Origin of the sequence: Rhodococcus sp. 14C212 (assembly GCF_011058195.1) — a bacterium.
Lineage (GTDB): Bacteria > Actinomycetota > Actinomycetes > Mycobacteriales > Mycobacteriaceae > Rhodococcus > Rhodococcus aetherivorans.
On the sequence record NZ_JAALEH010000100.1, the window covers coordinates 1 to 19785 of the forward strand.

Annotated in this window: 18 protein-coding genes and 1 pseudogene; 6 read left to right on the top strand and 13 right to left on the bottom strand. The window is 70.1% G+C overall.

The features are described 5' to 3' along the window. Nucleotides 1-1542: molybdopterin-dependent oxidoreductase (locus G6038_RS26375; protein WP_165041245.1), on the bottom strand; the 1542-nt coding region annotated here is incomplete at its 3' end. A 137-nt stretch (nt 1543-1679) separates the two neighbouring features. Between G6038_RS26375 and G6038_RS26380 the strand changes: the two genes are divergently transcribed. Continuing rightward, nucleotides 1680-2072: a DUF1330 domain-containing protein gene (locus tag G6038_RS26380; protein WP_165041247.1), complete on the top strand. Its 393-nt coding sequence runs from the start codon at nt 1680-1682 to the stop codon at nt 2070-2072. Here the strand turns inward: G6038_RS26380 and G6038_RS31640 are convergent. Then, on the bottom strand, nt 2066-2746 hold the full coding sequence (locus G6038_RS31640; RefSeq protein WP_346772927.1) for a hypothetical protein: 681 nt from the start codon (nt 2744-2746) through the stop codon (nt 2066-2068). The genes G6038_RS26380 and G6038_RS31640 overlap by 7 nt on opposite strands. Next, a pseudogene (locus G6038_RS31645) lies at nt 2739-3182 on the bottom strand (hypothetical protein); the annotation flags it as partial. The gene G6038_RS31640 and the pseudogene G6038_RS31645, both read right to left, overlap by 8 nt. 296 nt (nt 3183-3478) lie before the next feature. On the opposite strand from G6038_RS31645, the gene G6038_RS26390 reads away from it, so the two are divergent. The 4 genes from G6038_RS26390 (at nt 3479) to G6038_RS26405 (ending at nt 8773) form a co-directional block, all read left to right on the top strand. Then, entirely contained in the window at nt 3479-4699 is a 1221-nt protein-coding gene (locus G6038_RS26390; protein WP_165041249.1) for a glycosyltransferase, read from the top strand. 203 nt (nt 4700-4902) lie between these two features. Further along, a complete protein-coding gene (locus G6038_RS26395; protein ID WP_165041251.1) occupies nt 4903-5370 on the top strand; it encodes an STAS domain-containing protein in 468 nt (155 codons plus the stop codon). A gap of 221 nt (nt 5371-5591) precedes the next feature. Next, the gene (locus G6038_RS26400) at nt 5592-7079 is read left to right on the top strand and encodes an NAD(P)/FAD-dependent oxidoreductase (protein WP_165041253.1); all 1488 of its coding nucleotides are present in this window, start codon (nt 5592-5594) and stop codon (nt 7077-7079) included. A 257-nt stretch (nt 7080-7336) separates the two neighbouring features. Next, nucleotides 7337-8773, top strand: a complete 1437-nt coding sequence (locus G6038_RS26405) for a serine/threonine-protein kinase (protein WP_165041255.1) — start codon at nt 7337-7339, stop codon at nt 8771-8773. 73 nt (nt 8774-8846) lie between these two features. Here G6038_RS26405 and G6038_RS26410 read toward each other — a convergent pair whose 3' ends face one another. Next, on the bottom strand, nt 8847-9245 hold the full coding sequence (locus tag G6038_RS26410) for an OsmC family protein (protein ID WP_165041257.1): 399 nt from the start codon (nt 9243-9245) through the stop codon (nt 8847-8849). A gap of 139 nt (nt 9246-9384) precedes the next feature. Here G6038_RS26410 and G6038_RS26415 point away from each other — a divergent pair, with 139 nt between their 5' ends. Then, entirely contained in the window at nt 9385-9999 is a 615-nt protein-coding gene (locus tag G6038_RS26415; RefSeq protein WP_165041258.1) for an NAD(P)H-dependent oxidoreductase, read from the top strand. A 132-nt stretch (nt 10000-10131) separates the two neighbouring features. Here the strand turns inward: G6038_RS26415 and ugpC are convergent, their stop codons facing one another. The 9 genes from ugpC to G6038_RS26460 form a co-directional block, all read right to left on the bottom strand. After that, a complete protein-coding gene (gene ugpC / locus G6038_RS26420; protein ID WP_165041260.1) occupies nt 10132-11214 on the bottom strand; it encodes a sn-glycerol-3-phosphate ABC transporter ATP-binding protein UgpC in 1083 nt (360 codons plus the stop codon). Between the two features lie 8 nt (nt 11215-11222). Next, on the bottom strand, nt 11223-12539 hold the full coding sequence (locus G6038_RS26425) for an ABC transporter substrate-binding protein (RefSeq protein ID WP_165041262.1): 1317 nt from the start codon (nt 12537-12539) through the stop codon (nt 11223-11225). A 20-nt stretch (nt 12540-12559) separates the two neighbouring features. Next, nucleotides 12560-13438 carry a carbohydrate ABC transporter permease gene (locus G6038_RS26430; protein ID WP_206025662.1) on the bottom strand — a complete coding sequence of 293 codons (879 nt, stop codon included), beginning with the start codon at nt 13436-13438 and terminating at the stop codon, nt 12560-12562. Between the two features lie 5 nt (nt 13439-13443). Continuing rightward, nucleotides 13444-14487, bottom strand: a complete 1044-nt coding sequence (locus G6038_RS26435; RefSeq protein WP_206025658.1) for a sugar ABC transporter permease — start codon at nt 14485-14487, stop codon at nt 13444-13446. 137 nt (nt 14488-14624) lie between these two features. Further along, nucleotides 14625-15545, bottom strand: a complete 921-nt coding sequence (locus tag G6038_RS26440) for an Ig-like domain-containing protein (protein WP_165041268.1) — start codon at nt 15543-15545, stop codon at nt 14625-14627. A gap of 144 nt (nt 15546-15689) precedes the next feature. Then, nucleotides 15690-17369, bottom strand: coding sequence for a 4Fe-4S binding protein (locus G6038_RS26445; protein WP_165041270.1), 1680 nt, complete (start codon nt 17367-17369; stop codon nt 15690-15692). 129 nt (nt 17370-17498) lie between these two features. After that, complete coding sequence (locus tag G6038_RS26450) at nt 17499-17714, bottom strand: dodecin (protein WP_165041272.1); 216 nt, start codon at nt 17712-17714, stop codon at nt 17499-17501. A 64-nt stretch (nt 17715-17778) separates the two neighbouring features. Beyond that, nucleotides 17779-18987: a serine hydrolase domain-containing protein gene (locus G6038_RS26455; protein WP_165041274.1), complete on the bottom strand. Its 1209-nt coding sequence runs from the start codon at nt 18985-18987 to the stop codon at nt 17779-17781. 82 nt (nt 18988-19069) lie between these two features. Then, on the bottom strand, nt 19070-19597 hold the full coding sequence (locus G6038_RS26460) for a DUF6764 family protein (RefSeq protein ID WP_165041276.1): 528 nt from the start codon (nt 19595-19597) through the stop codon (nt 19070-19072). Nucleotides 19598-19785 lie beyond the last annotated feature (188 nt).

The window sequence follows — 19785 nt, forward strand, 5'->3', positions numbered from 1 at the left end:
GGCCTGCCCGGGTGGGTCGACGGCCTTCTCGGACAGGTGGACGGTGCGGTCGACGTTGGTGAACGTGCCGGTCTTCTCGCCCCACGTGGCGGCCGGCAGCACGACGTCGGCGAGCTGCGCGGTCTCGGACAGGAAGATGTCCTGCACCACCAGGAAAAGCCTGTCCTGGGTGAGGATCTCCCGAATACGGCCGAGTTCCGGCAACGACACCGCCGGGTTGGTGCCGTTGACGTAGAGGAACCGGATCGAGCCGTCCTCGACGTAGCGCATCATCTGCATCAGATGGGTGGGGGCGGTGTAGTGCGGGATCTGCATCGGATCGATGTTCCACACGCGTGCCAGGTCCTCGATGTGCTGGTCGTTCGCCCAGTTCCGGAACGCGGGCAGGTCGCCGTCGGCGCCGCATTCGCGGGTGTTCTGGGCGGTGGGCTGGCCGTTCATCTGCAGCACCCCGCACCCCGGCTTGCCGAGCATGCCGCGGATCAGGTGGACGTTGTTCACCTGAACGGCCGCGGCGGTGGCCTGGTGCGACTGGTAGAAACCCTGCAGGACGGTGGACACGAGCCGTTCGGCACGCCCCAGGATGCGGGCAGCGTCGCGCAGATCGGCGAGCGGGACGTCGCACACCTCCGCAACCTTCTCGGCCGGGTAGTCCTCGAGTTGCTTCTCCAGTTCGGCGAAGCCGACGGTGTGGGCGTCGATGTAGTCGCGGTCGATCCAGCCGTGGTGCACGATCTCGTGCAGCAGGCCGTTCATCAGCATCACGTTGGTGCCGGGCCGCGGCGCCAGGTGCACTGTGGCCGTGCGCGCGACCGGCGTCCTCCGCGGGTCGACGCAGACGACCGCCGGCGGGTTCGGGCCGGCGAGCCGATCGAGCACCCGGGACCACAGCACGCTCTGGGTCTCGGCCATGTTGTGGCCGTAGAGGGCGATCACGTCGGCGTGGTCGATGTCGGTGTAGGACCCGGGCTGGCCGTCGCACGCGAAGGATTCCTTCAGCGCCGCGGCGGCCGTCGCCGTGCACAGCCGGGTGTTGCCGTCCATGTGATTGGTGCCGATGCCGCCGTGCCCGATCAGCGCCAGCGTGTAGTACTCCTCGAGGAAGAGTTGCCCGGTGGTGTAGAAGCCGATCGAACTGGGGCCGCGTTCGGCCAGCAGATCCTTGGTGCGTCCGGCGACGGCGTCCATCGCCGTGTCCCAGTCCGTCGCCACGAGTTCGCCGTCGCGCCGGATCAGCGGCGTGGTCAGCCGGTCCGGGGAGTGGTTCGCCTGCCAGCCGAACAGGTCCTTCGGACCGAGACGACCGTGGTTGACCCGGTCCACCGCGCGGCCACGGACGCCGACGATGCGCCCGTTCCTGACCGCGATGTCCAGCCCGTCCCCGTTCGAGTGCAGGATCGTCGCCGACTGCACCCAGGCGTCGACGTCGTCCTCGCCCACCCCTTCGGCGAGGTACATGTCGACCCTGGTCGGCCACGTCTCGCCGGGGCCATAGGGCGTGCGCGCGCCCCACGGCTCCCGGATCCGGTCTGTGCGCGTCATACCAGGGGCGCTACCCGCCGTGTGAAGAGCCAAACATGCCGGAGAGCTGCAGGCGCCGAGGTTCTGCCGCCGTGAGGGGAGGCGCGCTCCGGAATCCGGAGAGCGCGGCGTACCCGGTGTATGCCAGACTCCGGCGCATGGCTGTCGATCCACGCGGTACCGACCTGAAGCGTTTTCTTGCCGAGGATCCGGGCGGGCCGGTGGTGATGCTGAACCTGCTGCGGTTCGGCGCCGGTGGCCGCGAGCTCTACGCCCGCTACGCCGACGCCCTCCACGAGACCTTCCTGCCGCGCTACGGCGCCGAAGTGCTCTACGCGGGCGACGGGTCGACCGCACTCGTGGCGGAGAGCGGGCAGGACTGGGACGCGGTCCTGCTGGTGCGCTACCCGTCGCGCCGCGCCTTCTCCGAGATGGTCGCCGATCCCGAATACCGGCAGGTCACGGCGTGGCGCACCGACGCGTTGCAGGAAGCCGTCCTGCAGGCGACGGTGCCGTGGCCGGCGCAGTCCCGACACCTGCCGTCTCAGTAGCGCAGCAGTGCGCCGATGCCGTCCGCGGGGGTGAGGCGCTCGTCCATGCGGACCACGGCGGCACCGGTGACCACGGCAGCGAACGGCAGGACCTCGTCGGCGCGGCAGACGCGCTCGCTGCCGGAACCCATCTCGGACAGCGCTCCTGCATCGGCGGCCACGAGCGAGGGGTCGTCGCCCACGAGCACCGTGGTGTCGCCGAGATCGCCCAGGATCAGCGTGTCGACCCGGCGTTCGCGCAGCGCGGCCGTCACGTCGGTCAGACCCTCGACGGCCAAGCCGGTTCCGGCTCCGGACCGGTAGCGCTCGGCCACGTCGTCCATCTCTTCCAGCCGGCGCTGTGCGAGGGTCTCCTGGATGGAATCCCGGATCCGCTCGAGGTCGGATCCGTCGGCGCGGGAGCCGGTCTGCACCTGCACCAGGACGTCGCCGGTGCGCTGGGGCAGCGTCTCGGCCAGATCCGTGCGGGAGCGGACCTCACCGATCACGAACACCGGCTCGGCGTGGTGCTCGTCGGCCAGTTCGGTGATGCGGTCGGCAACGGCGGCGATGTTGCGACGCCGCTGCTCCTCGACGTTCGGCTCGGGATCCCCGTAGCCCGGCGACTGGGCGCCCGGCTGCCTTGTGGATCGGGTAGCCCTCGCCGGTGACCGTCTCCTCGTGGCGCACGGCACCGTGCCGGTCGTAGACGGTCAGATCGCCGCCCGCATGGTCGACGGCGGCCACCAGGTAGGACCGGCCGCTCGTGCCGTGTTCCACCAGCGGTAGCAGGTAAGGCGTTTCGGACACCCGCACCTCGGTGCGCACCGGCGGGCGCACCAGCCGCTCGTGCACGAGCACCCCCTCCGGGTTCGCCACGACCGCGCGGCCTCCGCTGCCGATCGCCGTCGGCGCCCCGGTCACCGCGCGCTCTACGTTCTCGAGTACGGCCTGCGGTGCCCCGAGCTGCTCGAGTCGCTCCGAGATGGAACGCCGCGTCAGTTCCGCAACCTTTGCCGCGTCCTCCGTCGCATGCGAATCCTCGTAATACACCGAGGCGAACGGACCGGTCGCGGTGATGAAGTCTGCAAATCGCTCGGCGTGCACAGCTACTCCTTGGTCGACATTCATGGTCCACGAGTCGTGTGCCCGACGTCGGAGCGGGTAAACGTGGTGCGAGACGCTTCAGTGACAATTCCGTTCCCTCGGTTTACCCGTCGCAGAATCGGTAATCCTGCGCCCATGGCGCACCCACCGAACGTGCTGCCGTGGCTCGTCCACGGCTCGTGGCCGCCCTCGCACGTTCGGGGATCCCATGGCTCGTTGCCGTCCCCTCTCGACGGCGGGCCGTGGGCGCGGGGCCGCTGCGGGTGGTACGCGCTGTTCGACGAGGCGACGAGCACGACAACCCGCAGGAGGGAAGGGCAATGAAGATTGCGATGGTGTCCGAGCACGCGGGTCTCCTCGCGGCCCTGGGCGACGCCGACTCCGGCGGCCGGGACGTGCACGTCGCCGAACTGTCGGCGGCGCTGGTACGGGCGGGACACGACGTCACCGTCTACACCCGTCGCGACGACCCGGATCTTCCCGAACGTGTCCGGACCGAGGACGGGTACGAGGTGGTCCACGTCCCCGCCGGGCCCGCCACCCGCCTGCCGACGGACGAGGTCCTCCCGCGGATGGGCGAGCTCGGCACCTTCCTCGCACACGCATGGACGAAGGACCGGCCCGACGTCGCCCACGCCCACTTCTGGATGTCGGGCATCGCGACCCAGCTCGCCGCACGCAACGCCAAGGTGCCCACGGTGCAGACCTTCCACACCCTGGGCGTGGTCGAGCGCCGCCACCAGGGCAGCGCGGACGCCGGCCCGTCGAGCCGGATCCACGTCGAGCGGCTCCTGGCCCTCGGCGCGAGCCGGGTGGCCGCCACCTGCTCGGACGAGGTGTTCGAGCTCGCCACGCTGGGCCTGCCCCGCACCCGCACGTCCGTCGTGCCCTGCGGTGTGAACCTCGAGCTGTTCACGCCGATCGGCCCCGAGGATCCGGCCCGCGGGTCCGGGCACCGCCTCGTCACCGTGGGACCGCTCGTGCCGCGCATGGGCTTCGACATCGCGATCCGGGCCCTGGCCCTGCTCCCAGACACCGAACTGGTGATCGCCGGCGGACCGGTGGACGGCAACCTCGCCGACGAGGCCGCGCGCCTGCGCGCCGTCGCGGAACAGCACGGCGTGCAGGACCGGGTGCGGATGCCCGGGCCCGTGCCTCGGAAGGACATGCCCGCGCTGCTGCGATCGGCGGACGTCGTGGTGTGCACCCCCTGGTACGAACCGCTCGGCATCGTGCCGCTCGAGGCGATGGCCTGCGGGCGGCCCGTCGTCGCGACCGCCGTCGGCGGCCTGCTCGACACAGTCGTCGACGGGGTGACGGGCACACTGGTGCCCCCGCACGCACCCGAGGCCGTCGCCGCGGCCGTGCACGGCCTGCTCACCGACGACGTCCAGCGCACCGCCTTCGGTCTCGCCGGCCACGACCGGGCAAGCACCCGCTACTCGTGGGACCGGTCCGCCGCCGATGCCGTGCGCACCTATGAGCGGTGCGTGCCGGAACCGCGGCAGGCGGTGCGATCCACGCGCTCCGGAGCGCGCTGAAGCGCTCGGGCAACGAGGGCGACGGGATTCCCAGGTTCTTCACGGAAACTTCACAGATTCGGCCACCACGCATGTGGCCGAGACGTTACTGTTGCGAACAAGGTTGAGAAGCAGCCGGTTCTCGTCTCGTGCAGGCGACTGCGGCGCTCTCCTGTCCCCGACCGGGCGCTCCCGCAGTCGGAATCTTCGGCGGAGGAACAGCCATGGTCTATCTGCGCTCCATCCTGGACGCACCGCACCGGTATTCGTCGTCGCTGCTCGACACCGCGCTGTTCGACGACTTCTCCGGCGAGGGGACCAGGGTCTGCATCGACGTCGACGAACCGCCGGGCGGTCCCGTGGTGGTGCAGGTGTCGGGAGTCGTCGACGAGGCCGCCGCGCCGGTGCTGCACTCGTTCCTGCGCGAGGCCGTCGTGCGGGGTCGCGGCGTGGTACTGGACCTGTTGCAGGTCACCCTCGTCGAGTGCGACACCGCGGCTCTGCTCGAGCGGGTCGAGTCGCTGCTCCGTGAGCGGGGCGCGAACATCACCGTCGCCGGCGGTGCGGCGGTGCGGCGGGCGGTACGGGACGCGGGCTTCGAGGATCGGATCGCGTGCTTCGGCACCTTCGGTCCGGCGTTCGAGGCGGCGCACCGTGGGTGCGACCTCCGGACTGCGGCACGGCAGGTGTAGCCGTGACCGTCAATGTCGTCCTGCTGCTGTTGGTACTGGCAGCAGGCATCGGTGGCACCGCAGCGTTGCAGGGGGCGCTGCGGCGCCGCCGCTGACTTCACACCGCACCCCGGCCCGGGCCGCCACCGACACGCGGACGCCGTTGGCCGAGAGTCCGGGCGTTGATAGTGTTCTGCGTCAGCTACCTCGGTCGCTCAGGCCCCCGGGAACGGAGAAGCGCGATGCACGACGAGCACGTCGACGTCCTGATCGTCGGCGCCGGACTCTCCGGAATCGGCGCGGCCTGCCATCTGCAGGACGAATGCCCGGGCAAGAGCTTCACCGTCCTCGAGGCGCGCGACGCCATCGGAGGCACCTGGGACCTGTTCCGCTACCCGGGCATCCGCTCCGACTCCGACATGTTCACCCTGGGGTACTCGTTCGAGCCCTGGACCGAACCCGAAACCTTCGCCGACGGCCCCTCCATCCGCGACTACGTCCGTCGCACCGCGCGGAGCCGGGGCATCGACGAGAAGGTCCGGTTCCACCATCGCGTGGTCCGCGCCGAGTGGTCCACGCCCGAGGCCCGCTGGACCGTGACGGCCGAGCGCACCGACACCGGCGAGCGCATTCGTCTCACGTGCGGCTTCCTGTTCGTCAACTCGGGCTACTACCGCTACGACGAGGGATTCACCCCCGAGTTCCCCGGCGTCGAACGGTTCACCGGCACGCTCGTGCATCCGCAGCACTGGCCCGAGGATCTGGAGTACACCGGCAAGCGCGTCGTCGTCATCGGCAGCGGCGCCACCGCGGTGACCCTCGTCCCGGCGCTCGCGGAGTCGGCCGCACACGTGACGATGCTGCAGCGCTCCCCGAGCTACGTGATGTCACGGCCTTCGATCGACCCGGTCGCCGGCGCGCTCCTCGGCCGGCTGCCGTCGAGGATCGCCTATCCGATCGTCCGCTGGGCCAACGTGCTGGGCAGCATGGCCTTCTTCCAGTTGAGCCGGCGCCGCCCGGCTCTGGTCAAGAGACTGCTGCGCAAGGGCGTGTTGGGTCACCTGCCCGCGGACTACGAGGTGGACGTCCATTTCCGGCCGAGGTACGACCCGTGGGACCAGCGGGTGTGTTTCGTTCCCGACGGCGACCTGTTCAAGGCCCTGCGCGAGGGCCGGGCGACGGTCGTGACCGACACGATCGGCACGTTCACGGAGAACGGAATCCGGCTCGCCTCCGGGCAGGAACTCGAGGCCGACGTGGTCGTCACCGCGACGGGACTGAACCTGCTCCTGCTCGGCGGAATGGCCGTGAGCGTCGACGGGCGCGACGTGGAGATGGGAAAGACGCTGGCGTACAAGGGGATGATGCTCTCGGGTGTGCCCAACCTGGCGTTCACCGTGGGATACACCAACGCGTCCTGGACCTTGAAGGCCGACCTCGTCGCCGGATACGTGTGCCGCCTCCTGCGGCACATGGACGCGCGCGGGTACGCCTACTGCACCCCGACCGCCCCCGCCTTCACGACGACCGCGTCGCCGCTGGTCGATCTGGCTTCCGGGTACGTGCTGCGCAGCATCGATTCGCTGCCCAAGCAGGGACCCGCGACTCCGTGGCGACTGTTCCAGAACTACGTCCGAGACCTGGTGATGATGCGCCGCGGCGGCCTCGAGGACGGCGCCATGCGCTTCTCCCGGGCCGCGGTTCCGACAGCGAGGCAGCCGGCCGCCTGAGGCGCCGGTCCGGAACCTCCGAGCATCTTCCGGCCTCTTCCGCGGACACGCATGTCCGGTATGTCCGCGTACCCGCGACGCGAACGGAGTTCACTGCCCTCCCGATCGAAAACACCAGCGTAGGAGGGCGGTTCGCCCCCGAACGCGACACCACCCGCATCCGCAACATAGACTGCCGGTGGAGGAGGCGGTCGACCCTCCCCTCCCCGGCGCACAGTTCCGCAACCGCGGCAATTTCCAGGGGCGGAGAGTGACATATGCAAGTTGGTGCCCTGTTCGGCAGGTATCGCCTGGACCGTCCGCTGTCGGTGGATGCGACCGGCGAGGTGTGGGCCGCGTTCGACACGGTCACGCATCGGCACGTCGCCTTGCGGGCGCTGCCGCCGGAGGCGACCGAAGACGACGAGTACCGCGATCGTTTCGAACGAGACGCCGAGATCGCAGCGCGCATCCGGAACCCGCATGTGCTCCCGATCCACGACGTCGGACAGATCGGCAGCCGGCTCTTCCTCGCAACGCCGATCGTCCAGGGCACGAGCCTGCAGGCGATGCTCCGGTCCACCGGCGCGATGGACGTACCGCGCGCGGTCGACGTCGTCGAGCAGCTGGCATCGGCCCTCGAAGCCGTGCACGCGGCCGGACTGGCCGAGCAGGAAGTGACGTCGGCGAACGTCCTCGCGCAGGACGACGGGCTGATCTGCCTCACCGATGTGGGGTTCCCCCCACATCCCGGCGCGGCGTCGGGCGTCTACGGCCTGACCACCGTGCTGTACGAATGCCTCACCGGCCGGCTCTTCCAGTCGTCGAGCGGACCGGCATTGCCACCGCAATCGTCGTCGGTGCTCTCGACTCTGCCCGCCGCTATGGTCGACGTGATCGCCCGCGGAACAGCAGCCGACCCCACGCGGCGTTACGGATCGGTGGGCGAGCTGGCTGCCGCTGCGCGCACCGCGGCGACATCGGCACAACCCGCCGGCAGGCCCACTCCCGCGATCGTTGCGGCCGGCTGGAACCGTCGCGTCCTGGTCGCAGGTCTCGCGCTGGTGGCGATCATCGCTGTTTTCGTCGTCGGCAGCATGGCACTCGGGGCGATATCGTCCTCGTCCGAGGGCACCGACCCCGCCCCGCTCCCGATCGCGGCGCAGCCGGCCGCGCCGACACCGTCGCCACCGGCGCCGACCACCCCGACCGGTGCGGATCAGGTGCCGTCAGCACCTGCGCCGGCTCGGGCGGAAGCCCCGGCCGCCGAGGTTCCTTCGCCTCGGGCGGCGGCCCCACCGGCACCGACACCCCGGGCTGCACCGCAATCACCGCTACCGGCGCCCCCTGCACCCGCACCGGCACCGGCACCGGCACCGGCACCGAATACTGCGCCGCAGATCCTGCCCTGCTACCCCGGCTACGAGCACACCCCGCCGCCGGACGGACCCTGCCTTCCGGCCGGCTCACCACCCGCACCCGCGCCGGCGCCGGCGCCGGACACTGCGCCGCAGATCCTGCCCTGCTACCCCGGCTACGAGCACACCCCGCCGCCGGACGGACCCTGCCTTCCGGCCGGCTCACCACCCGCACCCGCACCCGCACCGGCACCGGCGCCGGCGCCGGACACTGCGCCGCAGATCCTGCCCTGCTACCCCGGGTACGAGCACACCCCGCCGCCGGACGGGCCCTGCCTTCCGGCCGGCGACGGGTGATACCGGTGAGCCGTCCGATCGCCCCGAGACCGCGCGGTCGCGGCGCGTGCCGTTCTCCTGTTCGTCACGAGGCCTAGGGGCCGACGAGCCGCACCTCGACGGACTTGGCCATCGGGCACCGCTCCACGGCCCGCAACGCCAGGGTCTCCCGTGCGTACCGGTCCTGGACGCGCGGCAGCCGCACGTCGACCTCGGCGGAGAGGGTGAACTCCTGGTTCCCCCGATGGGTGAGCTGTACGCGGGCGTCCACGGCGCACTCGCCCAGGTCGTGGTCGCCGGTCGACGCGGTGGCGATCAGGGTCTGGTAGACGCACGCCGCCAGTGCCGCCGCATACAGCTGCTCGGGCGTCACCGCGTCGAACCCGGACGTGTTGTCCGGCGTCGTCACGCGAAGGTCCGGCGAGTGGCCCTCGATGCGCACCGAGGTGTCCTCGGCCGTCGCGGAGTACCGATACGAATTCGGCTCTGTCATCACGTGTTCCTCTTCCTCCCGATGGTCCGGACCGGAGCCGCCCCTCGGCACCGGCGCGGTCCCACCCGGGTGCCCGTCCGACCGCCGGGGAAACCCGCGGACCGAGGATTGACGTCCGCCGGCCCGGGTAACCGCACCCATGACCACCCTTCGTGCCCTGGCCCTGAACTGCACTCTCAAACCGTCCCCGGAGGAGTCCAGCACCGACCTGATGGTGTCGCACGTGCTGTCCGCGCTCGCCGGGCACGGTGTGACCACGGAGTCGGTGCGGGTCGTCGACCACGACGTCCGTCCCGGCGTGCAGGCGGACATGGGCGACGGCGACGAGTGGCCGTCCCTGCTCGAACGCATCGCCGCCGCCGACATCCTGATCGTCGCCACGCCCACCTGGGTCGGCCACATGTCCAGCGTGGCCCAGCGCGTGCTCGAACGCCTCGACGCGGCACTGTCGGACACCGACGACGAGAACCGGCCCCGCATGGTCGGGAAGGTCGCCGTCGCCGCGGTCGTGGGCAACGAGGACGGTGCCCACAAGATCGTCGCCGACCTGTTCCAGGGTCTCAACGACATCGGGTTCAGCATCCCGGCCCAGGGCTGCACCTACTGGAACGGTGAAGCGATGTCCGGCACGGACTTCAAGGACCTGTCCGAGGTACCCGAGCCGGTCTCGTCGACCACGCAGTCGCTGGCGCGGAACGCCGTGCATCTGGGCACCCTGCTGCGCGAACGGCCGTACCCGCCGTATCCGGGCTGAGCCCGGCCGTCCGCGTCGCGTCGCCGGTTGGGCCGAATGTCACATGCATTCGGTTGAATCGAACGAGTGTGACATTCGGCCGCCGGCACCGCCGTTCGGCCCCCGGCACCGCCGCGGTGGTACCGGCCCGGGTCAGACGCGGGCGCCCGTCGTCGCCGAGAAGAAGTAGACCTCGCCCGCCTGCGGGAGCAGGTGCACCCGCTCGCCCGGACCGATCGGGACGCGTCGATCCACCCGCACCACGACCTTGCCCGACGCGCTCGACCAGTCGGCCGGCTCGGCGGCCGTCGCGTGGACGAACGATTCCGCGCCGAGCTGCTCGACGAGGTCCACCGTCAACGACAGGCTCCCGGAACGCCACGCCCCGACGGGGGTCCACGCCTCGGGCCGCACCCCGACGACGATCCGCTCGGCGTCGACGTCGGCCGGCACGGCAATCCGCAGACTGCCCAGCACGGCCGCGCCGTCGCGGACGGGCGACTCGAGCAGGTTCATGCCGGGCGACCCGATGAATCCGGCGACGAAGGTGTTGACCGGGTTGTCGTACAGGTCGCGGGGCGCGGCCACCTGCTGCAGGCGGCCGCCGTCGAGGACGGCCACCCGATCCCCCATGGTCATCGCCTCCACCTGATCGTGGGTGACGTACACGGTCGTGGTGCCCAGCCGACGTTGCAGTCCCGCGATCTGCGAGCGCGTGCTGACGCGCAACTTCGCGTCGAGGTTGCTCAGCGGTTCGTCCATGCAGAACACCGCGGGCCGTCGCACGATGGCCCGGCCCATCGCCACGCGCTGCCGCTGCCCGCCCGAGAGCTTGCCCGGTTTGCGGTCGAGCAACGGTTCGAGCTCGAGCATCCGCGCGGCCTCGAGCACCCGCGCCGACCGTTCCGCCTTGCCGACGCCGGCGTTGCGCAACGCGAAACCCATGTTCTCCGCCACCGTCATGTTCGGGTACAGCGCGTAGTTCTGGAACACCATCGCCACGTCGCGTGCCTTGGGCGGCAACCCCGTCACGTCGGCTCCGCCGATGTCGATGCGGCCGTCGTCGACCGCCTCGAGCCCGGCGAGCATCCGCAGGCTCGTGGATTTCCCGCAGCCCGACGGACCGACCAGGACCAGGAACTCCCCGTCCGCGACGTCGAGGTCGAGCCGGTCCACCGACGGCCGCTCGACGCCCGGGTAGCGGTGGGTGACGGTCCGGAAACCTATGCTTGCCAATGTCGTTCCTACAGGTTCGGGGTGATCTGGCGATCGATGATCTGCTGCAGCTGACGGGCGACGTCGTCGAACGCCGTCGTCACGTCGGCGCCCTGCAGGGCGATCTGTTCGAGACCGGTGCCGATGATCTGGTCGCCGCCGGGTATGAAGACGCGCGCGTAGTCCTGTGAGCGCGTGCGCGCGAGTTGGTCGACGGCGGTACGGGAGTTGGGGTTCTGCTCGAGGAACGCCTTCATGTCGGGGTTCTCGGTGGCGGACTTGCGCACCGGCATGTAGCCGATCCGCTGCGAGAAGTAGGCGGTGTTCTCACCGTTGGTGACGAAGTCGATGAACTTCAGCGCGTTGCGCTTTCGCTCGTCGGAGATGTTCGCCGGGATCGCCAGTCCGGCGCCGCCGGTGGGGCATCCCGGAGTACCGTCGGGGGCCGGCAGGAACGCAGTGCCGAAGTCGAAGGCGGCGTTCTTCGTGATGCCGGACAGGTCGCCGGTGGAGGCGATCGTGGACGCAATGATCCCGGCGGAGAAGTCGTTGGCGATGTCTGTGGAGACACCCGCGTACTTCCCGGTGTGGATCATGTCCTTCAGGAACTGTCCCGCGGCGATCGTCTCCGCGTCGCCGAAGCGCAGCCGCCAGCCGTCGGAGTAGGCACCGCCGAACGTCCAGATCGGTCCTTCGAAGGTCCAGCCCAGGTAGTCCTTGGCGTTGCCCCAGCCGTGCGCCAGCTTGCCGGATCCGACGGCGCGTTGCAGTTCGGGCCCCCACTCGGAGAATTCCTGCCAGGTGGCGGGCCCGCGGTCGGGCAGTCCGGCCTGCCGCCAGACGTCGCGGTTGTAGTAGAACAGCGGGGTCGAGCGGGCGTAGGGCAGCGCGAAGTGGCGACCCTCGAAGAGGTAGTCGGCGAGCAGGGAATCGACGTAGTCGCCGGTATCCACGCCGACCTCGGTGAACAGGTCGTCGAGCGGCGTGATCGCGCCGGCGAGCGCGTAGTTGAACCACCACACGTCCGAGAGGACCACGACGTCGGGCAGATCGCCCCCGGACAGGGCTGCGTTGAACTTCTGCGACACCTCTTCGTAGTTCTTGCCGCCGTCGACGAGGTCGACGGTCAGGTCCGGGTACTTCGCCTGGAACCGGGCGATGAGTTCCTTCTCCACATCCTGGGACTTGCCCGGGTGGTTGGACCAGAATTTGATCGTGTTCGCGGCGGAAGCGGACCCCGAGGTGCCCGACGACCCGGACGAGCCGGTGCCGGCGCACGCGGCCAGCGCTGCGCTCGCCGCGACCACCCCGGTCAGTCCCAGAAATCCGCGCCTGTTGATGTTCACGAAGTTGCTCCTGGAAGAGTTCAGCCCTTGACCGCACCGGAGGTGAGGCCCTTGATCATGTGTCGTTGCAACGCAAGGAAGACCACGAGGATCGGCAGCATGGCCAGCACCGTGCCGGCCATCACCGGACCCCAGTTGGTGACGCCGTCGTTGTTCTGCAACTGCGTCAGTCCGATCGGCAGCGGGGCCACCGACGCGTCGTCGGCCATGAGGAACGGCCACAGGTATTCGTTCCACTCGTTGACCACGGTGATGAGCGCGAACGCGACCAGGGTCGGCCCGGACACGGGCAGCACGACCCGCCACAGCAGACGGACGTGCCCGGCGCCGTCCATCCGCGCCGCTTCGGTGATCTCCGCGGGAATGGACAGGAAGTGGTTGCGCAGCAGGAACGTTCCGAACGCGACGCCCGCGAGCGGCACGATGATCCCCTGGAAGGTGTTGCGCCATCCCCATTCCGCCACCAGCGCGTAGTTGGAGATGACCGTGATCTGGTTCGGCACCATCAGGGCGGCGACGATGCCGAGGAACACGAGATTCTTGCCGGGGAACTGCAGGAACACCAAACCGTAGGCGCTCAGGATGCCGAGGACGAACTTCACGCCCGACAGCACCGTGGTGATGATCAGCGAGTTCCGCAGGAACGTGCCGAACGGCACCGAGGTGACGGCCTCCGTGTAGTTCTGGGGATGGAACACGCTGGGCCACCAGGTGACCGGCAGCGTGTAGATGTCGGGCCGTTGCTTGAACGACGTCACCACGATCCAGTACAGCGGCAGCGCCACGACGAGCAGTGCCACGATCATCGCGGCGTAGCCGAGCACGCGGATCGCGCGCTCCCGGCGCCGGTACGGCTCGGCGGCGGCCGAGTGCCCGCGTGCCCGCCGGCGGTCCAGCAGGGCCGTCACCCGACCTCCTCCGTCTGCCGCTCCGACCGAATGTCACATACCTTCGATTCGATCGAAGGTATGTGACATTCGGTCGCGGAGGGCGGGCGGGACACGATCAGGGAGGGCGGGCGACGGCGACGCGACGCGCGTGCCGGGCGCAGCGTGTCTTCCCGGTCCATCAGGCGCACCTGGTACACGGTGACGGCGAGCAGTACGAGGAACATGATCGTCGCGACGGTGGCGCCGTAGCCGGCCCGGAAGTTCCGGAAGGACTCGTTGTAGACCTGGTAGACCATCGTGGTGGTCCCGGTGCCGAGTGGTCCGCCCCGGGTCATCACGTTGATGATGTCGAATACCTGGAACGAATTGAGGAGCACGGTGATCGACAGGAAGTACGTGGTGGGGCGCAGCTGCGGCAGGAGTACGCGCCGGAAGGCGGTCCACGACGAGGCGCCGTCGATCGCGGCGGCCTCGGAGAGTTCGGGGCGCAGGCCCTGCAGGGCGGCGAGATAAATGACGAAGGTGTAGCCGAGGTTCTTCCACAGGTAGGTGAGGGTGACCATCACCAGCGCCCAGGCCGGATCCTGGTAGAAGTCCGGGGTGTCTATCCCAACCCTGGCCAGAAGGTCTTGGACGAGACCGAAGTTCGGGTCGAACACGAACTGGAACGCCACGCCCACCGCGGCGCCGGAGATGACGAACGGCGCGAAGAGTGCGGACCGGACGAGGTTGCGGCCCAAGAGTTTACGGTCCAGCAACAGCGCCAGCGCCAGACCGAGGAGCATGGATCCCGCGACGGTGGCGACGGTGAAGACGACGGTGTTGCCGACGATCTGCCAGGTGTCGGCGCGGCCGAACCACTCGCGGTAGTTGCCGAATCCGACGAACGTGGCGGTGGGGCTCGAGATGTTCCACTCGAAGAACGAGAGGCGGATGTTGTCGACGAGCGGCCGGTACGTGAACAGGATCAGCAGCGCGAGATTCGGCCCGATCAGCGCGGCGAACAGCGCGTAGTCGCCCCATGGGCGTCGCGACAGCCCCCGATCGGGTTGGGGCAATACTCTTTCCGGACTCGAGCGCACTGCGGCAGTGTGCCTGCCGCGGGCGAACCGGAGGTTACGCCGGTCTGGCGCCGGCGAGTACTCTCGCCACCCGGAAGGTCACCAGGTGCTCGCCGGCGTCCACCGTTGTCCGGCTAGAGGTTCCAGTCGCCGAGGCCGTCCCAGCCGTTGAGGGTGCCGCCACCGGTGTTCTGCACGATCACCGGGTCGCCCTTCTGGGCGTTCTCGAAGAACCAGCGACCGTCCTCGGTGCTCACATTCAGGCAGCCGTGGCTGACGTTGGTGTTGCCCTGCGCCCACTCGGACCACGGCGCCGCGTGCACGAAGATGCCGCTGTTGGAGATGCGGGTCGCGTACTCGACGTAGGTGCGGTATCCCTCGGGCGAGTCAACCGGAACGCCGTAGGTGGACGAGTCCATGTACATGTCGCGGAACTTCTCGCCGACGATGTAGGTGCCGTTGGGCGTCTCGTAGCCGGGCTTGCCGAACGACGTCGGCATGGTCTTGACGACCTCGCCGTTGCGGGTGACGGTGATGGTCTTGGTGTTGTCGTCCGCGACGGTGATCAGGGCCTCGCCGACGGTGTACGACGACTGCGTGCCCCCGGCGTTCACGGTGACCTGAGTGTGGGCCGGCCAGAACTCGAACGGCCGCCACCGCACCTGCCGGTCCGAGGCCCAGTAGAAGTGTCCGGACACCGGCGGGTTCGACGTGACGGTGATGGCGCGCTCGGCGGCCGCGCGATCGGTGACGTTCTCGTCGAAGCGGATGATGATCGGCTGGGCCACGCCGACCGTCTCACCGTTCGACGGGTTGATCGACGGGGTCGAGAACGGCGGCGGCGCGGGTGCGACGGAGTTCGAGCCGCCCGGAAGCCTCTCGACGAGTTCCTGCACGCTCGGCAGTTCGGGCCCGCCCGGCCACAGGGGTGCCGCGGCGGCGGGCCCCGTCATGGTGAGCATGGCGGCGCCGACCCCCACCAGCGCGGTGGCGACACGGCCGGACCAGCGACCGGCGCGGCCGCAACTGCTCGGCCGACCCTTCTTCTCGAACATTCGACACCCATCGTTCGTTCGTGCCGTCGCACCCACGTCCGCCCCGACAGCGACGACTTGGCGAACCCATTAGACACAGCATTCCCGCAGACGGGCAATTCGACCATGCCCGTCCGGACGGTCCCTCACGGGCTCGAGCCCAGGTCAGGATTCGATTCGAGAGGCGGCAAGGAGATCGGCGACGGCGACGAACTTCACGCGAGAGCGACCCTCCGAGCCGCCCCGGGCGCGTTCCTGCTTGTCGATCTGCTGCCAGCCCCGGTAGTCGACGTACTCCGGCCGGCGCTCGGAGACCAGCGCCGCGAGCTTCTCCCGGTCGGCGACGGGTGCGACGAGCCGGCCGGCCACGAAATCCTGGACCAGGTGCTCGACGGTCTGGGCGGAGCACTGCTTGTTGGTGCCGATGACGCCGGTGGGTCCGCGCTTGATCCAGCCGGCGGTGTACACGCCGGGCAGCGGCTCGTTCGTCTCCGGGTCCACGACCCGGCCCTCCTCGTTGGGGAGGATGCCGCGCTGGTCGTCGAACGGCAGGTCGGCGACGGGGGCCCCGTGGTAGCCGACCGAACGCAGGACCAGGCCGGTGGCCAGGGTCTCGGTCTGCCCGGTGCGGCGCGCCTCGAGCCGGCCGTTCGCCTCGACCAGTTCGGTGCGTTCGAGAGTGATCGACTCGACCCGGCCGTCGCCGCTCAGCTCGACGGGGGCGGCGAGGAAGCGCAGCACGATCCGCTTGTTGCCGTCGGTGGGGGACCGCTGGGCGAAGCCCTGGACCTGTTCGACCTTCAGCGCGATCCGCGGTTCGGCGGCGGGGTCGTCGACGAGGGCGCGGCTGGCCGGGTCGAGGTCGGCCTCGGCCGGGTCGACGACGATGTCGACGCCCCGGAGCTGACCGAGGGCCAGCAGTTCCGGGTTGGTGTAGGCGGCCTGGGCGGGGCCGCGGCGTCCCACGACGACGACCTCGCGGATGTTCGACTCGCGCAGGGCGGCGACGGCGTGGTCGGCCATGTCGGTCTTCGCCAGCTCGTCCGGGTCCATGACCAGCGCCCGCGCCACGTCGAGGGCGACGTTGCCGTTGCCGACGATCACCGCGCGTTCGCCGGACAGGTCGAAGGTGCGGTCGGCGTAGTCGGGGTGTCCGTTGTACCAGGCGACGAACTCGGTGGCTGCGTGCGAACCGGGCAGGTCCTCGCCGGGCACGTCCAGTCGCCGGTCCCCGGCGGCCCCGACGGCGTAGAGCACCGCATGGTGGTGCGCGAGCAGTTCCTCGTGGCTGATGTGGGCGCCCACCTCGACGTTGAACCAGCACTGGCTCTTCTTGTGACCGAGGGCGCTGCGGAACAGCTCACCGACGGCCTTGGTGCTCTGATGGTCCGGGGCGACACCCGCGCGGACGAGGCCGTACGGGGTGGGCAGGCGGTCGAAGATGTCGATCTCGACGCGGGCCCGGCCGGTCAGCTCCAGCGCGGCGTAGCAGGCCGCCGGCCCCGAGCCGACGATCGCCACGCGCAGGGTGCCGAGCTCGGCGGGAATCTTGGTGCGGTCGCGTTCCTCGGGCCAGTCCGGTCCGATCGGGTATCGCCGGTAGTAGTCCTCGGCGATCTTCAGGTAGGGCTCGTGCGCGGCGGGAAGCTCGTTGTCGGCGTAGATCGCGTCCACCGGGCATTCGTCCACGCACGCGCCGCAGTCGATGCAGGTGTCCGGGTCGATGTAGAGCATCTCGGTGGTGGCGAACGGCGCCTCGTCGGGCGTGGGATGGATGCAGTTGACGGGGCAGACCTCGACGCACGAGGCATCGTTGCAACACGCCTGGGTGATCACGTAAACCACGGTGGATACCTGCCTGAAGTGCCGGGGGTTCGACGACCCACTCAGACTATAACGTGTTCCAATTCCGGTCGAGATCCGGTTGGCCGCCCCTGCTCTCCCGGCGTGTCCCCCGCCACCGGACCGGACGCGTCAGCCGTCGGTCGGTTCGATGCGGAAGCCGATCTTCACGGTCACCTGGAGGTGCGCGACGGCCCCGTCGTCGATGTGGCCCCTGACGTTCATCATCTCGAACCACTCGAGGTGGCGCGTGGTCTCCGCCGCGCGCGCGACGGCCTGCTTGATCGCGTCGTCGACGCTGTCCGTCGACGAACCCACCACCTCGATCACCCGGTACACGTGGCTCACAGTGTCACTCCCTCCGTATCGAACTGCTTCGAACAATCGTGGGGGTAAGCGCCGCGCCCTTGTCTCAGGCGCGACGGGCCAGGTCGCGCGCCAGCGCGCCGAGCCGCGCGAGGCGCAGATCGCCCAGCGCGATCGGGCCGCTGCCCAGCCGGTTCGTCGTGAACGCGAGCGACAGACCGGTGTCGAGGTCGGCGAAGGCGCCGGAACCGCCGACCCCGTAGTGGCCGAGCGCCCCGCGCGGCCGCTCGCGGCTGACGAACACCGGCTGGTGGTAGCCGAGCCGCCACGCCATCGGGACCCCGAGCACGTAGTCGCGGCCGCGCACCTGGACCTCGTTCAGGGCCTCGATGGTCTCCGGTTGCAGGAACTGCACGCCGTCGATCGTGCCGCCGGCGGCGATCGCCCCGTACATCCGCGCCAGGGCGCGCGCCGAGAACACCCCGTTCCAGCCCGGCATCACCGCGTCGTGCACCGCCGGATCGCGCACCAGCTCGTCGAACTCCTCCGGCATCGCGGCCTCCGCGAGGCCCCGGGTGAGGCTCACCCGGGACAGCACCGAGGCGGTCATCCCCCAGTGCAGGCCGGCGGGATTGATCCGCGGGAACAGCTTGGCGATGCGGTGCCGCTGTTCCTCGGGCACCCGGAACCAGAATTCGGGGGTGCCCAGGGGTTCGGCGATCTCCTGCCGGACGACGTCGACGAACGGCAACCCGGTCACGCGCTGCACGATCTCCGCGACGAGCCAGCCGTACGTGACGGCGTGGTATCCCGGGCCTTCCAGCCGCCGCGGGTCGGGTGGCGCCGCGGCCAGCGCACGTACCGTCGCGTCGTAGTCGACGATGCCCATCCGTCCGGGCCGCAGGTTGCGTACCCGGTGCAGTCCGGCCCGGTGGGTGAGCACGTCCGCGACGGTGACGTCCTCCTTGCCGGCCGCCGCGAACTCCGGCCAGTACCGCGCGACGGGGGCGAAGTAGTCGATCAGGCCACGGTCGGCGAGCCGGTGCACCACGGTGGACGCCACACCCTTGCCGGTGGAGAAGGACAGCGACACCGTGTCGCGGTTCCACCGCCGGTCGCGGGTGGCCCAGCCCGCCCAGATGTCGAGCACCTTCTCGCCGTCCAGGTAGGCGGCCAGGGCACCGCCCCCGTGCCGGGGGAGCCGATACAGGTCGAAGAAGCGATCCGCGAGCGGCAGGAATTGCCGGTCGACGTGCATCTCGGTCGGCGGCGGTTCCTGTACCGCCGTCGCGCCCCGCACCGGTCGGGCTGTCATCCGTGGTACCTCCCAGTCGACATCGTGCCGCCAGGTTACGTCGCGGCGTCCGGTCCCGAACGGGTTTTCCGCAGGCTCCCGGTCAGGGCGTGACGTACCGGAACGTCCCCAGCACGACACACCCACGGCCGGTGGTGACGTTGACGGCGGTCGCGGCGGACCCCTCGCACAGCACCGGATCACGCAGGTCACCGATGAAGGCCTGGGACTGCGGGCCGGCCACGACGAGCGCTGTCGCGGGCTCCTCGACGATGCCCAGGGCAAGCGCGTCCTCACCGAAACCGAGGGTGGCGAGGGAGCCGCCGCGGGCCTCGCCCGCCCCGGCACCCCCCGAGAGCCCGGCCGCGAGCACCCGGGCCCCGGTGCGGGCGTCGGCGAAGCCGACGCCGCCGTCACCGTAGCTCCACGCTCCGCTCGGTGCGTCCGCGACCGCGCCGCACGCGGTCCGCCCGTCGAGCTGCGTGACCGAGGCCGCCGAACCCGGGGGCGCCGCACACGTCACCGCCTGCGCGGGCGGCGCCGCGACGAGTGCGGCCCCGACGGCCGCGGCCACCACGGCGCCACCACCGAGAACCCGAACCGACTTCCGCGCATCCGCTATCACCGACACGGTGACTGCCTCCTCCGGCCTCGTCCCCCGCAAACCGAATCCCCCAGGGGGAGTCTACGGAGACGCGCACCGGTTCACCGGCTCGCCGGGCATCGATGCGGTCACGAGACGTCACCGCCCCGGTGAATCCCTAACCGGGCGGCTTGCGGTCGGTGTCGCGGGACGGCTGCACCCGCTTCGGCTCGCCC

What these genes read in the sequence shown, in the direction of transcription:
- G6038_RS26380 (WP_165041247.1), top strand. Translation starts at nt 1,680, where the DNA reads ATGGCTGTCGATCCACGCGGTACCGACCTGAAGCGTTTTCTTGCCGAG.
- G6038_RS26390 (WP_165041249.1), top strand. Translation starts at nt 3,479, where the DNA reads ATGAAGATTGCGATGGTGTCCGAGCACGCGGGTCTCCTCGCGGCCCTG.
- G6038_RS26395 (WP_165041251.1), top strand. Translation starts at nt 4,903, where the DNA reads ATGGTCTATCTGCGCTCCATCCTGGACGCACCGCACCGGTATTCGTCG.
- G6038_RS26400 (WP_165041253.1), top strand. Translation starts at nt 5,592, where the DNA reads ATGCACGACGAGCACGTCGACGTCCTGATCGTCGGCGCCGGACTCTCC.
- G6038_RS26405 (WP_165041255.1), top strand. Translation starts at nt 7,337, where the DNA reads ATGCAAGTTGGTGCCCTGTTCGGCAGGTATCGCCTGGACCGTCCGCTG.
- G6038_RS26410 (WP_165041257.1), bottom strand. Translation starts at nt 9,245, where the DNA reads ATGACAGAGCCGAATTCGTATCGGTACTCCGCGACGGCCGAGGACACC.
- G6038_RS26415 (WP_165041258.1), top strand. Translation starts at nt 9,385, where the DNA reads ATGACCACCCTTCGTGCCCTGGCCCTGAACTGCACTCTCAAACCGTCC.
- G6038_RS26440 (WP_165041268.1), bottom strand. Translation starts at nt 15,545, where the DNA reads ATGTTCGAGAAGAAGGGTCGGCCGAGCAGTTGCGGCCGCGCCGGTCGC.
- G6038_RS26455 (WP_165041274.1), bottom strand. Translation starts at nt 18,987, where the DNA reads ATGACAGCCCGACCGGTGCGGGGCGCGACGGCGGTACAGGAACCGCCG.